The 16758-nt window shown below is 38.6% G+C and carries 12 protein-coding genes; all 12 read right to left on the bottom strand.

The annotated features are described in order from the left end of the window. Positions 1-49: 49 nt before the first annotated feature. On the bottom strand, positions 50-664 hold the full coding sequence (locus V7L29_RS32130) for a 2OG-Fe(II) oxygenase (protein WP_334738035.1): 615 nt from the start codon (positions 662-664) through the stop codon (positions 50-52). 43 nt (positions 665-707) lie between these two features. After that, positions 708-1700, bottom strand: coding sequence for an iron-siderophore ABC transporter substrate-binding protein (locus V7L29_RS32125; RefSeq protein ID WP_334738034.1), 993 nt, complete (start codon positions 1698-1700; stop codon positions 708-710). A 3-nt stretch (positions 1701-1703) separates the two neighbouring features. After that, positions 1704-4427 carry a TonB-dependent siderophore receptor gene (locus tag V7L29_RS32120; RefSeq protein WP_334738033.1) on the bottom strand — a complete coding sequence of 908 codons (2724 nt, stop codon included), beginning with the start codon at positions 4425-4427 and terminating at the stop codon, positions 1704-1706. Positions 4428-4693: 266 nt separating this feature from the next. Further along, positions 4694-5182 carry a helix-turn-helix transcriptional regulator gene (locus V7L29_RS32115; RefSeq protein ID WP_334738032.1) on the bottom strand — a complete coding sequence of 163 codons (489 nt, stop codon included), beginning with the start codon at positions 5180-5182 and terminating at the stop codon, positions 4694-4696. A gap of 42 nt (positions 5183-5224) precedes the next feature. Next, positions 5225-5686, bottom strand: coding sequence for a hypothetical protein (locus V7L29_RS32110; protein ID WP_334738031.1), 462 nt, complete (start codon positions 5684-5686; stop codon positions 5225-5227). Positions 5687-6060: 374 nt separating this feature from the next. Then, positions 6061-6765, bottom strand: a complete 705-nt coding sequence (locus V7L29_RS32105; RefSeq protein WP_334738030.1) for a 2OG-Fe(II) oxygenase — start codon at positions 6763-6765, stop codon at positions 6061-6063. A 50-nt stretch (positions 6766-6815) separates the two neighbouring features. Further along, complete coding sequence (locus V7L29_RS32100) at positions 6816-7628, bottom strand: iron-siderophore ABC transporter substrate-binding protein (protein WP_334738029.1); 813 nt, start codon at positions 7626-7628, stop codon at positions 6816-6818. 972 nt (positions 7629-8600) lie between these two features. Continuing rightward, the gene (locus V7L29_RS32095; RefSeq protein ID WP_334738028.1) at positions 8601-9140 is read right to left on the bottom strand and encodes a hypothetical protein; all 540 of its coding nucleotides are present in this window, start codon (positions 9138-9140) and stop codon (positions 8601-8603) included. Between the two features lie 37 nt (positions 9141-9177). Then, a complete protein-coding gene (locus V7L29_RS32090) occupies positions 9178-10194 on the bottom strand; it encodes an iron-siderophore ABC transporter substrate-binding protein (protein WP_334738027.1) in 1017 nt (338 codons plus the stop codon). Beyond that, positions 10194-12791: a TonB-dependent siderophore receptor gene (locus V7L29_RS32085; RefSeq protein WP_334738026.1), complete on the bottom strand. Its 2598-nt coding sequence runs from the start codon at positions 12789-12791 to the stop codon at positions 10194-10196. Before V7L29_RS32085 ends, V7L29_RS32090 begins: the two co-directional genes overlap by 1 nt. Positions 12792-12941: 150 nt before the next feature. Next, entirely contained in the window at positions 12942-13910 is a 969-nt protein-coding gene (locus tag V7L29_RS32080) for a helix-turn-helix transcriptional regulator (RefSeq protein WP_334738025.1), read from the bottom strand. A gap of 1734 nt (positions 13911-15644) precedes the next feature. Beyond that, positions 15645-16529: a metal ABC transporter permease gene (locus tag V7L29_RS32075; RefSeq protein ID WP_334693058.1), complete on the bottom strand. Its 885-nt coding sequence runs from the start codon at positions 16527-16529 to the stop codon at positions 15645-15647. Between the last annotated feature and the right edge of the window lie 229 nt (positions 16530-16758).

The following is a 16758-nucleotide window of genomic DNA, read 5'->3' as shown; positions in this document are numbered from 1 at the left end:
TTTGAGTAAGGTAAAGTAACGGCTACAGCTCATTTAACAACACCCCAAACTACTCTTGTGGTTTATAAAAGCAGGCTTTGAGAGCATATCGAATCTGAGTAACATCTGGTGCGATATGTGGCACCATATGCCAAGAATTATCAGAACGCACAAAAGCAACGGAAATATCAAACAAAGGGGGAATATCAAGAAAACCAGAATCTGGGTTTTCTTCTTTCAAGATTCGGAAACATCCTCCCCAGCGAGAGTCCCACTTTTCACAGAAATAGAACATATGAACGAGTGTATTAGCTGGATGATCGTGGTGAGGATATGTGCCGTGTCCTGGGTTGTATCGGTAAAAACGCATCCCCAGGATTTGGTTACTCAAATCTAATCCAGTTAGTTCTGCGATCGCATTTCGATAACCAGAAGAACGCAATTCATCTATCAATTGAGTCCATGCACTTCTTAATGGAAAAACTCTTTGTGTTCCTTCATCCAAGGAACGCCCAAACCCGTGTATGTAACCATCATCTCCATCGTACTCAAATTGGTCTTCTGGAGGCGGGGTGCTGACTAACTCGTGCTTGGCTGACTCACGAATGACGTTGTTGAAGAGAATCCAACGGTAAGGATAGTCATGAATTTTACCGTTGCGAATTGCATCTAAATCTAACAACATAATTTACTCTACTTGCGAAAATAGTTTTAAACTGAATGAAGCGCTAAAGTAAATATTTAAATAAATCGTCAAGTACCTGATTGGCGGCGAAAGGAGTGTTGCCTACCCAATGGAATCCGACTCGATAAGCTTTACCTTGCTCAACTGCCTTCAACTTGAACCATAGTGGCATAGATTGTAGGCGCTTAAAGGTTGCTGTTGGATACTTCTCTGAAACAGAAGGGCCGGAAGAGGTGACAAAGATGACATCCCCATCTACTTCCGGTAAATGTTCCCAGGAAATATAATAATGAAACGTACCTATTCCTTTTAAACGAGTGGGTAAAGTATTTAGAGCTTCTTGAGAAACAGTGTTTAACAAACCAACCTCCTCAAAAATGCCACCTAAGAAGCTACCCTTCTCTCTGAGAAATAGACGACAAATTTCGCCGTCTCCCAAACCAATTACTGACACCTGAGTATTTATGAGTCGCTGAAGCGCCGTAGTTTTAAACTCTGTTACACGAGTATTGTATTGAGTCATGAAACTTTGAGCAGCCTCCGTCTTACCAAGAACTTCGGCAGTCTGCATCAAGAGTCCCTTCCAATCCTTCGCGGCATTAAAATCAATCAGTACTGTCGGCGCGATGTGTGATAAAAGCGGGTAGATGTCCTTGTGAACAACATCAGTGCCTAAAATTAAGTCTGGCTTGAGAGCCAAAACCTTTTCGATATTTGTTGGTAAAAAGCCGACATCGACAACACCTTGACTCTGCTGAAAATCAATTTGTGATTTGTCAGCCCATTGCAGCGGCGCTCCTACTGGCTTGACTCCTACAGCTATAGCATCTGACCATAAATAACCATGTAGAATAACTATTCGTTGAGGATGGACAGGAATTTGAGTTTTTCCCATTGCGTGTTGAACTATGCGAACTGGGACTTGGGTGTAAGCACCTTTAAGATCAGTTACCTGTTGGTAATTTTTCAGGGAAAAAGCGATCGCCCCAAGTATAATCAACAGACTAACTAAAACAATTCGCACTATTTGATTCATTACCTAAAATTCCCACTTCACAGTCAACTCTGCTGTAAAAGGACGACCAGGAACAACCCGTGTGTCATTACCAAAAGGTTGGTAATACACGGTGTCAAACAAATTTTTGAAGTTAACTCCAACATTAAAGTTATTTTTCTGATAATAGAGGGCTGCATTGGTGATGAAGTAACTCGGTAAGCGGAATGAGTTCGCTAAATCTGCAACTGTCTCGCTAACGTAGTCCAAACCAATACCACCGCCAAAGCCTTTCAAATCCCCTTTGGAAATAGTGTAAGTTGTCCATAAACTAGCAATATGTTCTGGTGCGGTAGGTAGTTGATTACCGACTGGAATTCGGTTGTCACTCGTCACTTCACCGTTGGTATAACCATAAAAGCCAATCACATTCCAGCCAGGAAGAATTTCTCCAGCCACCGAAAGTTCTACACCTCGGCTTCTTTGCTCACCCGTTTGCACACTAAAGCCTGGATTAATTGGGTCAGCAGTCAAAACATTAGTAAGTGTTAATTCATACAAAGCAAGTGTTGCAGACAGTTTCTTATCAAACAAATCAGTTTTAACACCCACTTCATACTGAGTGCCGCGCCGTGGTTTAAACAGACTATTATCAAATGCAGTACCAATTACTTGCTCAAAGGAACGACTATAGCTAGCGTAGAGTGAGACAGGTTCTATCGGTTGATAGACAATACCTACACGGGGGCTAAATGCAGAATCAGACTGACTGGTTGTCGTTGAGTTAAGAAAATTAGTAAATTCACTGTCTACAAAGTCATAACGTCCACCCAAAAGTAGTTTCAGGTTGTTGGCAATGCTAACTTGATCTTGAATATAAATGCCCAAAGCATCATTTTTGGTTTTAAAGTCGAATCTCCGAAGGATACTACCTAATGGTTGTCCATATACTGGATTGAACACATCGATCAAACCAGCATCTCTTTGAATCGTATCGAATTTAGGATTGATTTCTCTTAATAAGTCAAACCCGAAAAGGAGTTGATGTGCAATACTACCAGTCTTAAATTTACCGACAACGTGGGTATCTGTAGTATAGTTGTTATCGCTGACGGGATCTAGATAAATGTTTTTTATTCTACTAACAGTACGGTTATCGGGGTTTAGAGAACTTGAAATCAGCGAAGCACTACCAGTAAGGTTGATAAAGGCATATTGGAACGAGTTACTAATCGACCAATTTTCACTGAAGCGATGCTCTAAGTTGTAAGACAATCGACCAAATTCTTGGTTATAGCCATCATTAAGTTCTCCTAGATAACGACTGCGAGGGATTTTACCATTAGGGTTAGGCAGTACTGTTGCACCTGGAGGCTGAGTAGTATCAGAAGTTGACTGTTTTAAGTTAAGATACTCGCTATCAAAAGTTAGCTTTGTATTTTCTCCAATGCGCCAACTAATGACTGGTGCAATAAAGTAACGTTCTTCATTATAAAAGTCGGTAAAGTCCTCAGAGGTTCTATAAGAACCATTCAAGCGATACAAAAGACTAGCATCTTTTGTCAATGAACCAGAGAAATCAAATGCAGGTTGATAAAATTGATAACTACCAGCAGTAAAATCAATAGCGTAGTAAGGTTGACTCAAGGGTTGTTTGGTTACTACATTAATGATGCCTCCTGGAGTAACCTGACCATAAAGCACAGAAGCTGGGCCTCTAAGAACTTCTATTCGTTCTGTGTTAGTAGTAGAAATTTTTAAATTACCAAATGTTCCAAGTCTGTCTAGCAGTCCATTTCTATAGGTATTTCTGGTATTAAAACCTCGAATTGTAAAGTTATCTACAATTCTAGACGAAGGTCCATACTGTAATACGCCAACATTTTGTAGTACATCACTTAAGTTCTGCGCCCCTTGGTCTTCGATAACCTGTCGAGGGATCACCTGAATTGACTGGGGAATATCGCGCAGTGGCGTGTCTGTTTTTGTGCCAATACTTGTATTGGGAACTCGATACGTGTCTGGCGGTGCAGTCACCTCCAGTTCAATTGGTGGTTGCTTTTCCTCAGTAGGGGGTTTTTGCTCAGGTGTTATTGGTTGCTGTACAGTCGATGCAGCAGGAGTTACTCCAAATACCAACCCTTCAGTCTGACTATCGAATAACTTTATAACAGGTGTACTTGTTTCCCCTACTACTGTCACCCGCAAAGTACTTGCATCTACATTTGTAACTGTAACTAATGCAATTCCAGAGAAAGGCTTCTCTTGCCGAAAATCACCACCTACAAGCTGTAATTGAGCATTGGGGATATCTGCAATATATGAATTCCCTTCTTTTTTCGGTGAAACTTGTAATTTAACAGAATTAGCTGTAATTAAAATTAACTCTATTCCTTTGTCGGTGGTATTCACCTTCACATTTGTCACTGACACCACATTTGATGTGACTTGACGAGGCAGCGCGTTGCGGAGCCAGCCGCGTGGGCGGGTTTCCCGACTTGAGCGGACTGGCGTGGGGTTCCCCCCGTTGTAGCGACTGCCGTTTAATTGGGGTACAAAGTTCTGATTTCTGGATGTCCTTAACAAATATGTTGCACTCGTTTTCTGAGCCTGAATTTCACTGGCAGAGTAAATTTTACTCTTGACTTCACCTAAATTTGCATTAGATTTTTCAGATAATGGTTGTTGAGCATTAGCTGAATCAACTACAGTGATGGAGAAAACTGCTATTAACAAGGTACTAGCAACAAATAAAATATTCAAACGCATTTTTTATACACTCCCAACTAGCACACCACATAATAAAGGCAAAAGTCAAAAGAAAGAATGCTTATCTGACAGGCTTTTTAATGATTTAAGATAGTAACTTGATTCTTCTGTAGGTACTATTTAAAACAATTTCATAGTATAAATCCGTAGAAATTACAAGTTAATTACCAACCTAATTGGTAAAAAATGTGTTTATACCAACTTCAGTTATTGCTAAAGAATACAATACCAACGGCGATCGCATTTTCTTTGAGCCGGACTTTTTTTTATTCGAGACGGACTTTTTTTGTCTGATATGACTTGGGATTTACTCCAAACTTTTTATAAAAGGCATAGCTAAATGAAGGTAAACTAGCGTAACCTACTGTTCTAGCTACTTCTGTGACATTCATATTTTTTTCAATCAGTAGCTTTTGGGCTAGTTCCATGCGATGGTTATGTAGGTAGCCAAAGACTGTAGTACCAAAAATTTGCTTAAACCCTTGTTTAAGTTTGCGATCGTTTAATCCCACCTGTCGTGCTAGCTGCATCAGAGAAGGTGGATTATGTATATGTTGTAATAAAATCTCTTTAGCATAACAAATACGCTCAATCTCAGAAGGTTTAAGCGCAGTCGTTATTAAATTACCTTGATTAATTTGTAACTCTTGCTCAACCATTAATGCTGTTAGTTCCCATACCTTGCTTTCAAAATATATTCGCTTAGTTATACCTTGGTATGGACATTGAAGAATTTGCTGCACCGCTAAAAGCATTGCTGGAGTTTGGATACCATAACGCTCATAAGTAGGTTGAGTTTAATGTCTAAATAAATGTTTTAACGCCGACGGAATTTCTCCAGAGCTATCTGATACAAATGAGTAAAAAACTTCTGGTTCTATATGAACACCGACTTCTACTAACCCAAAGAAGTCGTTATAGAAATTAGTTGACTTAAGAGCCATACCACTACCGCTCAAAAAGTATTGTCCTGGTCTACTGCCAATGTTTTGAGCTTGAGAACCTGCCAAAGGGAAAAATTGAAATTCTATCATGTGTCCTCTAACAGGAGATTCTACAACTACTGATTTTTGTGATTGATAGTTGTAGATACTTAAAAGTACATCATCTCGTAGATGAATTTCTCGGTGAAATCCCTCACCATATATAATTTGTAGTTTGCGTGTTATGTCAAAATTATCAGAATCGCCATTTTGCCAAATTGGCTCTTCTTCATTAAATAGTTTCCAATAATCTGATAATGATAGGATTAATGTCATCACTTATCTAACGAGATTTTAAATAAAAAATACAAACATACTACAAATTGTAACTTTAATGATTATCTAAATATAAATAATTGTCTAAAAAAATTTTCGCCATCAAATACTAAATGGCCTTTTTAAGGCTAGTGTATCATCAATTGCTGTTAAAGTTATCACGTACTTTTAGCGATAAATGTAATCAATTGAACAGTTTAATAAATTTAACCAACTATATTGGTATATTTATTTGTATACCTTATCCCTTAAAGCTATAAACCTTTACAGACGGTGAATTGCCAAATCAAAAGAGCGCGATCGCATTCTAATACATATTAGAGCTAAATAATTTTTTCGATGGCCTACAATTAGTGCAAGAGTGCGATCGCTTTCTATTTAGGAACAGACGAAGATAGGTACGGTTGCCAATAAGTAACCAATAAAAACAATCGGTCATCTGGTGCGTGGGGTGCAACTGGAGTACCCATATGCCAAGAGTTTTCAGAAAATACAATTGCAACAGAGGTATTCAGTATCGGAGGAACTTCGCAGATAACTGACTCAGGATTCTCTGATGCTAAAACCTGAAAACAGCCACCCCAATCAGATTGCCACTCTTGATTAAAGAAGTATAACTGAGTGACTGTAGTACCAGAACGAAAATCAGTATGAGGAGTACGACCAAAATGCTTTGGACGAAGACGACGGAAACTAACTCTGGTAATGTGGTCTTTTAAATTTAGTCTTAATAAGTCTCCGATAGCTTCTCGATGAGCAGGAGAAAGCAAATTAGTAATGAACTTTTGCCACGACTCATTTAAATTCTCATATGAAGAACTAATTTTACCTGACTCGACTGATTTCCATAAGTCTTTTCTGAACTTCTGTATTCTTGCAATATCTTTGAGTGTACAATATGCTGGCTTTCTATCAAAAAAGCCATTACCTTCCCAATGAAATTCCTGAAACTGGTCTATTGATGGATAAGTTCTAGCTAACTGTAAACTGTCTTCTTTTGTGAGTGCATTTTGAATAAAAGCCCAGCGATATGGAAACTCATATACTGTAGCGTTGCGAATAGTATCTAAATTTAGCATGATACATTTATTTTAAATAACAATACTCAAATTTATTAAGTAATTTACTGCTATTTTACCAAGTATTGAAATAAATCATCAATGACTAGGTTTGCTGAGAAATAGCTACCATAAAGCCAATGTTTTCCGACCACAAACACTTTACCTTCTTGGACAACCTTTAACTTCGACCACAGAGGTTGTGTCATTAGTTGCTGTATCCCTTTTTGAGAATCAGCAGAATTTGGAAAGCCATTAGCAACCACAAATAAAACATCTCCATCAGCTTCTGTAAGCAATTCATTAGAGATAGCCTGTCTGACAGGATTACCCCACATTCGTAAGCTAGCCTTGCTATCAAAGTCTTGTGAAGAGGGACGTGACAAACCTGCATCTTCTAAAATCACTCCAGAGAATACACCTTTTGTTAACAAGCTTACTGTCTCAGGTATAAGAAGCACCATAGAAACTTTTGTTGTTTTGAGCCTGTCACCCATCTTTGTTCTAAACTCAGTTAAACGTCTGTGATATTTCGCTACAATTTGTTTAGCTAAATCAGTTTTTCCTAACACATTTGCTACTTGCACAAATGGTCTTTGCCATTCACCAAGTTCTTCTAAGCTAATCATAACAGTAGGTGCAATTTGCGACCACTGTTTATAAGTGTCCCGAAACCAACGCACACTACCTAATATTAAATCTGGTTTTAAAGCTAAAACTTTCTCTAAACTGGGTGTCCAACCAATGTCTGTGAAGTTATATTGTTTTGCTTGTGTACCTAACAACTCTATATCTACTTTCGGAGCGCCGACAAGCTTAAACCCGAAGATGATAGCTACTTCTCTAGCGTATACATCCAATGCAACTATTCGTTGTGGATGCAAAGGAATTACTGTTTCACCAATTACGTGTTTGACAACCTTATAAGAGGTGAAATTTCTACTACTATGAAAATGCAAGTTTTGGCTTTTTTGGTAGCTACAAGCACACAATAGTAGAAAGCAGCATAGACTAACTAAGAACATTTTTAAGATATTACTTATATTGAGTTTAAAAGTACTAAATAGTACATTAAAGTGTTTCAAAACTGCCACCTTAACATCAACATTGCTGTAAATGATTGTTCTGCATAAACTAGTAAAAGACCTCTAGCCTTTTCAAAATATTTAAAAAAAGTGAATAAGCAGTCCGTTTTATTGGTCTTGAGAGGCATAGAAGTAAGCAGACTCTATAACTAAAGTAAAATTACTTCTATTTCACACCATTGAAGATTGAACTTTACTGAGTTTCGATTAAAATCACTCCAGAAAAAATACCTTAGAGCGATCGCCTACAATCAGTGCTGTGTGAAATGCTAAGGGTGACTGGCGACAAGTGCAGAAACTAATACTGATATGTGGTTCTCGCTAGGTCAAGTGTGGCGATCATTGGGACTATTGGCTTTTAGTCAAGTTTGTAAAATAGTAACTTTTGCTGTTTAAAGATATCATAAAGTACTGCTTCTGCGGATTGCTGAAAAAATATTAGTACGAAAGTTAATCGCGTTCGATTTACTTCTGGTATAACTGGAGTTACTGTATGCCACGAATTTTCACTTGGCAGTATAATGATTGACGAACATGGATTTTTTTGCATGGAAGCAAAGCGAATAATGTTCAAATCAAGCATAATTAACAACCTTTCTATTTAAGATAATTAAGTGATGTATTTATGCTACAAGCCATAGACGCTTATACTTCTTAAACTACTAACTATTTATTGTTTTTTTGAGCAAGATACTCCTGTTGCTTGATAAATGCAACCTTTAGAGTAAGTCGGGACTGAGTAGCTTTTTTTGATACTGGGGTCACAGTATGCTAGGAGTTATCTGAGCGCACCAAAATGACTGAAGTATTGATTAGTGGAGGAATTTCCTGAAAAACAGAGTCAGCATTGTCGTCTTTTAGAATACGTAAACAACCACCCCAGTTAAAATCCCATTCTTGATTGAAATAAAACATTTGTACTATGCGGATAATGAGGGAATCAGGATGGGGAGGAAAGGAGTTTTCTATGTCATAACGAAAGAAGTATATATACATTAAATCGTCCATTAAGTTAAAACCTGTTAATTCACCAACAGCGGCTCGATAAGCAGCGGTGTGCAGGTCATCAACTAGTTGCTGCCAGAGGTTATTCAACTTGGGATAATCAGTAATTCGTGGCTTAGTAATATCCTGAATCTCATCAAATACCATTTGCATCGGAAACCCTTTGCCATCTTGATAAAAACCTTCTTGAGGATAGTTATTGGATAGCTCTAAACTCTGTTTTTCTGGAAACAGATTTTGCAAAAATGCCCAACGATAGGGTACTTCTTGCATTATTCCCGTGCGAATGGCATTTAAATCCAGCATGATAGACTCTTTTTACAAAGAACAATTTCAAATTCTATTACTCGTTGAGCAAATACTTAAATAGATCGTCAAGCACGCGATTAGCTGCAATTGAACCACAGCATATCCAGTAATCTCTAACCAAATAAACTTTGCCCTGCTGGACAACTTTTAACTTTGACCACAATGGTTCAGAACGAAGTTTCTGAAGTACCTTTTGAGAAGTTGTGTTGGCAGTAGATGTTGGGCTAACAAACAGAACATCTCCATCAACGTCTTCTAGAAGTTCCCGTGATAGATTATAAGCAATATTCCCTCCTTTGCCAGGGGTTGCCTCTTTATCTGACATTTGTGAAGTTGGGCGAGCCACACCAGCCTCCTTTAAGATAAGTCCAGAAAATGACTTTTTGGTGAATACAACCATTATTTCAGGTCTAGGGCTTAAAAACGACACAACAGTTTTTTGGAGTCGGTTGCCCATCTTGGCTTTGAATTGGGTTAAACGTGCATAATATTTTGCCAGAACCATCTCGGCTAACTCGGTTTTACTTAAAGCATTAGCTGTTTGTATAAATGTGTCTTTCCATTCCTCAAAACTGTATTTATATAAAACAGTAGGTGCTATGTGCGATAACAATTCATAGGTTTCTTTGTTATCAATAGTGCTACCTAAGATCAAGTCAGGTTTAAGAGCAGTAATTCTTTCTATATTAGTGGGTCTCCATCCAATATCTTTTATGTTCAAACATTGGTCATCGCATGGTTGAAGTTCTAATAAGTTCTTTTGAGGAGCGCCTAACAACTTCACTCCTAAAGCTAAAGCATCTTCAGCTAAAAATGGATCTAATGCAACTATCTTTTGTGCGCTAACAGGAACAAGAGTTTCACCCATTGCGTGTTTCACCAGCCGAAAAGTGGCTGATATTGGTTTCTCTAAAGAACTTCGGTGAGGAGTTGCTGATTCACGAAAAGGGTAGGTACAAGAAGAAACTAACAGCAGAGTTACTAGACTGATGAAAGACAGTCGAAAAACACGGTACATTTTTATCCGCAGTGAGATTTTATCATTCCTCATCAAAACTCCCACCCTGCTGTTAACACTACTGTAAAGGGATCGCTAGGATATACCTGTGTAGCACTTCGAGGAGTAAAATACCTAACATCAGATAAATTTTTCAGATTAAGTGCAAGGCGAAGGTTATTTCTGCGATAGTAAAGTGCAGCGTCTAGTTGTAAATAGCTTGGCACACTGAACGAGTTATTGAGGTCGCCCTGCCGAGCGCCAACATAGAATATACCAAAACCGCCTCCTAGACCTCGCAAGCTCCCATTAAGAATAATGTAAGTAGTCCATAAACTAGCACTATTTTCAGGGACATTCACTAAAAAATTTCCTACTTTATACCTGTTGTCACTGGTAATTTGTGCATAGGTATAGTTGTAGGACGCAATCACATTCCAACCTGGCAGAATTTCACCAATCACATTTAATTCAACACCCCGACTTTCTTGCTCCCCGGTTTGAATATTAAATGATGGATGAACAAGGTCTTGTGTGAGAACATTGGATAAGGTGAGTTGATACAAAGCGAGTGTTGCGGATAATTTATTATTGAGTAAATCTGTTTTGACCCCAACTTCATATTGAGTGCCACGACTAGGTTCAAAGAGACTGCCATCAAAGGTAGCACCAACATTCTGTGTAAATGATTGGCTGTAGCTGGCATAGAGGGAAACAGGTTCGATAGGTTGGTAAATAATACCTACACGAGGACTAAAGACAGAATCGCTTTGACTGGTGGTTTGGGAAGTTATAAAATTTGTAACTTCATTTTCTGCAAAGTCTAAGCGTCCACCTAAAACTAATTTTAGGTTGTTGAATAACTTTACTTGGTCTTGAACATAAAGCCCTAGTGCATCATTTCTTGTTTTGGTGTTACTTCTGGATGTAACAGAGCCTAAAGGTTGACCATATATAGGATTAAATAAGTCGAGTGAACCTGCTTGTCTAACGATATTTTCTGAAGCAAAAAAATCTCTGAGTAAGTCAAAACCGACTAACAGTTCATGCTCAACATTGCCTGTTTTAAACTTACCAACGACGTTAGTGTCCATCACATAAGTATTTTCCAAAGCTGGTCCATTAAAACTGGTTTTTATCCGATTTAAAGTCCGACCATCTGATAGTAGACCTGTGGGAAAGAAGATATCTTGATTATTGCGTACAAACCTGACATCAAAAGCATTTCGCAACGCCCAATTATCATTAAACTTATGCTCTAGGCTATAACTAAGCAAAGTTGAATAAAGAAAGTTTGAATCTGTTGGCTCTGAAACATTAAGATTTAAGGGAATCTTGCCATTAGGATTCGGTAGTACAGTTCCCACTGCTGGCAGACCATTATTAACACTGTCTTGTTCCTGGTCTAAAAACTCTCCTTCAAGCTTAAAGGTTGTATTCTTATCCAGACGAAAAGCGAATACTGGTGCAATTAGCAAGTTCCGACTACTGAGAAAGTCAATAAAACTTCCCGAATTATTGTAAGAAAAGTTTAAGCGATATAAAGCAGTTTTATTAGAGTTTAATGGGCCAGAAATATCAAGGGCGGGTTGATAAAAGTCATAGTTCCCAACGCTCATGTTGGTAGTAAAATAAAAATCAGAAAGTGGCTGTTTTGTAATATAGTTAACAGTGCCTCCTGGAGACTGTTGACCATAGAGTACCGAACCCGGTCCCTTAAGAACCTCCATCCGTTCTACATTCGTTAACTGAGTGCGACCAGAATCAATGCGAGACGGATCTCTTAGACCATTGCGAAGAATAACTCTAGATTGTTGAAAACCTCGAATTGTAAAGATATCAGCATTAGTACTGCCTGGAACGAGCGCCCCTACTACACCTGCATTTCTAAGCGCATCGGTAAAATTTTGTGCTTTTTGATCGTCTAAGACCTGCCGAGGAATTACCTGTATCGATTGGGGAATGTCTCTCAGTGGTGTGTCTGTTTTTGTTCCTACATTGGTATCAGGAGCCCGATATGTATCTAGTGGAGCTGTCACCTCCAATTCAATTGGTGGTTGGTTTTGTTCTGTTTGGGGTTGTTGCTGTGGCGTAGTTGTTGGTTGTTGTGCAGTCGATGCAGCAGCACTCACCCTAAATACCAACCCTTCTTGTGTACTATCAAACAAATTGACTACAGGCGCACCAGTTTCACCCGCAACCGTCACCCGTAAAGTATTTGCATCTTGACTTGCAACCGTCACAGAGGCAATTCCTACTGCTGGCTTTAATTGTTGAAAACTCTCGCCACTGGCAAGCTGCAACTGAGCATTAAAGATGTCTGCAATGTAGGAATTACCCTCTATTTTGCCTTTAACTTGTAATTTCTGTGAATTCTGTGTGACTAAAATTAACTCTATTCCTTTATCTGTGACGTTTACCTTTACATCTGTAACTGACACCACATCTGATGTCGCTTGACTTAGTTGGGTAACTTTGTTCTGCTTTTTAGGTATTCTCAACAAATATGTTGCACTAGTTTTAGCAGACTGCACCTCACTGGCAGAGCGAACTTCAGCCGATGGTTGTTCGCCATAGGCAGAATTAGCTACAGTTATACAAAGGATTGGTATTAAAGTGCTAATAACAACATAGAAGAATTTCACAAGCATTTTTATCCGCTCCAGACCAGTACACTACACAAGAAGAAAGTTGGTAAAGTAAGCCATTTATACCAACCACAACTATTCACTAAAGAATACAATTGTTGGTGCGATCGCGTCCTCTTCGAGCCAGACTTTTTCTCTTCGAGCCAGACTTTTTTATCCGTGACAGGACTTAGGACTGACGCCAAACTTCTTGCGAAAGGCATTGTAAAATGAGGTTGGGCTAGCGTAGCCGACTTGATGTGCTACTTGTGTAACATTCATTTGGCCTTGGATGAGCAAGTTGTGTGCTAGTTCCAGACGATAATTGTGGAGATAGCCAAATACTGTAGTTCCAAAGACAGCACGGAAGCCTTCATTAAGTTTGCGATCGTTTAATCCGACTTGCTGTGCTAGCTGTATCAGAGAGGGTGGATTATCTAGATGTTTTAACAAAATTTCTTTAGCAGAATAAATACGCTCAACTTCTGATGGTTTTAGTTTTTTAATCTCAAGGCAACCTTGATTAATTTGTATTTCTTGGTCAACCATCAATGCTGCTAATTCCCAAACCTTACCTTCAAGATATAATCGCTTAGTCATATCTTGGTAAGGACATTGAAGAATTTGCTGCAACACTCCTAGCATTGCTGGAGTTATAGTTCCATAGCGCTCATAAGTCGGTTGATCGAAAGGTCTAATTAAATGTTGTAAATTTTTAGGCAATTCTCCAGAGGGATCTGCCGCAAATGAGCGAAAGGTTTGGTAATTTATATAAATTGCTACTGTTATGATCGAGAATGACTCTTGCAAGAAATCTGCACTTTCAAGAGCCATACCACTCCCGCTCAAGAAGTATTCTCCACTCCTGAAGTGAATATCTTGTGATTTTGAGGCTACCGGAACAAAAAATTGAAATTCTATTGGATGTTTTCGATAAGGACATTCTACAAGCACTGATTTATTGTCTTGACAATTGTAAATATCTAGGTTTACGCAATCTCGTAATTGAATTTGTCGGTGATATCCTTCTCCAAAAGCATACTTTCGTGTAATGTCAAACTTATCAAAGCAGTTATCCTGCTGAACTGGCTCTGCTTGATTTAATAGTTTCCAGCAATCTGCTAGTGAAAGAATGAGTGTCACGTCGCTTCGCTCCAAATTCAAAATTCAAAATGAATACAGCATAAGCGTTTCATTGATTTAGAATGGTGAACCAGCGCTCTTGGTAGGGTTTCCAACGCCAATCGCTCATGGGGAGCCAGTGCGTTGGGCGGCTGTGCCGACTTAAAGCAACTAGCGTGGAAACCCCCAAAACCCTGACGCTCAATGACTCACTAACGCTACGCTAACGGGTTCAACAGTTACTCCACTTGGAGAAACCCTAAGACTATACTGCTTCACCGCGCTGGCTCCTTCGCAGGCGACTGGTGAACCCGAAGGGGTGGTTTATTTACGCTTACACCGTGTTGTACAAGTTATTAATTATTTGATATAACCTTATACTTATCACTATTTGTATAAGATAAATAGTATCATTTATCACATTTTACCAATTTTTTTGGTAAATAATTATGACAAACAAGTGCTCGCTCCTTCTAAGACTACTTATAATTTTCTTTTGAAACATCAATTAACGGCGAGTTTTATAAATAAATGATTCGAGCTTTTTAGGAATAATGTAAGTGAATTTGCACTTGCTTAAGCATCCTATTTAGGCAAAATTTGTTCTCCTGAAAACTCGTGCATTATTAATAAAACTTATAGAAAAAATAATTGATAAGTATAGGAAAAGCGATCGCCTAAATATCACTCATAAAAAATGTCAGAATAATAATAAGTTTAGAACTACCAAAAGTCATATTAAATTAAGTTCACTTTTTAAACTAATTGGAGTGGTTCGGCGACTATCCAAATTACATCGGCAGATGTAAATTTAACTACCGGGGCATTGAAGATTATTGATAGTAAGAATGAAACCGAAACTTGTAGTATTGTCATATATATAACAAAGTTCGATTAAGTACTTAACCATTGCTGCATGATTTGTTGTGCCAGTTCGTAGTCACGCCCAACTAGGTAGGAAAAATGATAGTAGGAGGCAACATAGAAGTCACACCCACAAGGGGTACAAATTTACACCAAATTCCGGAGGTGTTATTATTGAGCATCCTGTTTTGTCAAACCAGGAGTTCGTAAAAGCAAAAAGAGATTTTTAACTGGGTGTTGGACTATCTGATCTGTTAGATGACTGCTACGAACCTGTTCCAAGCTGCTACGAGTTAGAGGGAAATTTCTATGCCTGCCCGTACTGTCATGCGCTAGCTGGTGTAAATCCGCAAGGGCAAGTAATTGCCAACTCTAGCTGTAACCGTTGTCCACCTGGCCGCAGGCTCAAGCGCAAAGTAAAACTACCAAGTGACTGCTTAAAACTCAAGTGTGGCATCGAACGCTTTTGGCTTTACCCTGGACGTGCGGAAATTCAACTCTTTCAGAAGTTAGTAGATTTGGGGCTGGAGGTTAAACTTTATCCAGAGTGCGATCGCTGCCGCAGTTCTCGGATCTTCTGACCGCATCGAATATCACGAGTACGAGACACCAAAGGACTTTGACGCTGTACGTAACCAGCAGGACGACGTATACTTCCTTACAGGATCGGAGATTGACGAGCAGAAGTTAGCTGGTAAGCTAGTGCCTGGGCCTACTGTTTTTATAGAATCTAATGCGGTGATGGTGGCATCTACCTCAGCTGCACATCACGTCAATGACCTCGCTGGGGATAGCATCTGCTTTATGAGATGTAAACTCTTACCCATATCACAATAAATGAGATGAAACGAGCCAGAAAATTCTGACGCAGGGCAACAGGATGCTACTGGCTCACTTTGGATTTTGAGATTTGAACTGGCTAAGAAGCCTACCTCTTCGATGACCAATTTCTGGTCTAGTTAAAATTCCTTGGGTAGGACTTAAAAATAATGCTAAGAAAAATAGCACAGAAACAACTAAAACGATCGCCGCACCTGATGGCACATTTAAATAGTAACTAATATACATCCCAGTTACACTGCTAATCACACCAATAACAGCACCTAAATGCATCATTTGATATAACTCTTTTACTAATAAATAAGCTGTAATTCCTGGACCAATCAGTAGCGAAACAACTAATACTACACCCACAGTTTGCATACTGGCAACAATCGTCAAAGTAATAGCACCATTTAAGGCAAAATGAATCAAATTAATCGGTAAACCACTCGCTTGAGCGCCAAGCGGATCGAAAGTGTAAAATAATAATTCTTTGTAAAAAAGTTTTACTAAAATCAAGACAAAAACTGTGATAATTATAGTCCGCTTCACATCATCTGTAGTTACGCTCAAAATATCGCCAAATAAAAATTCATGCAGGTCTAATTTGCTTTTCAGTAGCGTAATCAGCATGATACCCAAAGCTAAAAAACCAGAAAAAACTAACGCCATTGCTACGTCAACTTTAATACGGGATTGAGATTGAATCCAAGAAATAACAAAGGTGCTGAGAGTTCCACAGATAAATGCACCTAAGAAAATATCGACACCTAAGAAAAAGGCTATAGCTAGTCCTGGTAAAACTGCATGAGCAATTACATCTCCTAGTATTCCCATGCGTTGAACAATAAGATAATTACCCACAACGGCGCAGAGAATGCCTAATAGAATCGCTGTCGCAAGTGCCTCACGCATGAATTCAAAACTTAGGGGTTCTAAAATCAAGTTTAACATCAGCAAAAATCTCCCTAATTTACTAAGAATTTGATATTTTTTACGGCTTCTATATTTTCAAGTTCTGAGAAATTAGAAAAAATCTACTCATGAACTTTTGCATTTATCTTGACAAAATTGATAGATAATGCCCATCAAAGTTTTACAAATGCAGAATATTACTTTTGTTTGCGAACGCACCAATAACTATACAATAATGATTATCATTATTTCTGGAAATTAGGTCAAA

Source organism: Nostoc sp. (assembly GCF_036916575.1).
GTDB lineage: Bacteria > Cyanobacteriota > Cyanobacteriia > Cyanobacteriales > Nostocaceae > Nostoc.
The sequence above is the reverse complement of the archived record's forward strand: the minus strand, read 5'-3'. Positions and strand labels throughout refer to the sequence as shown.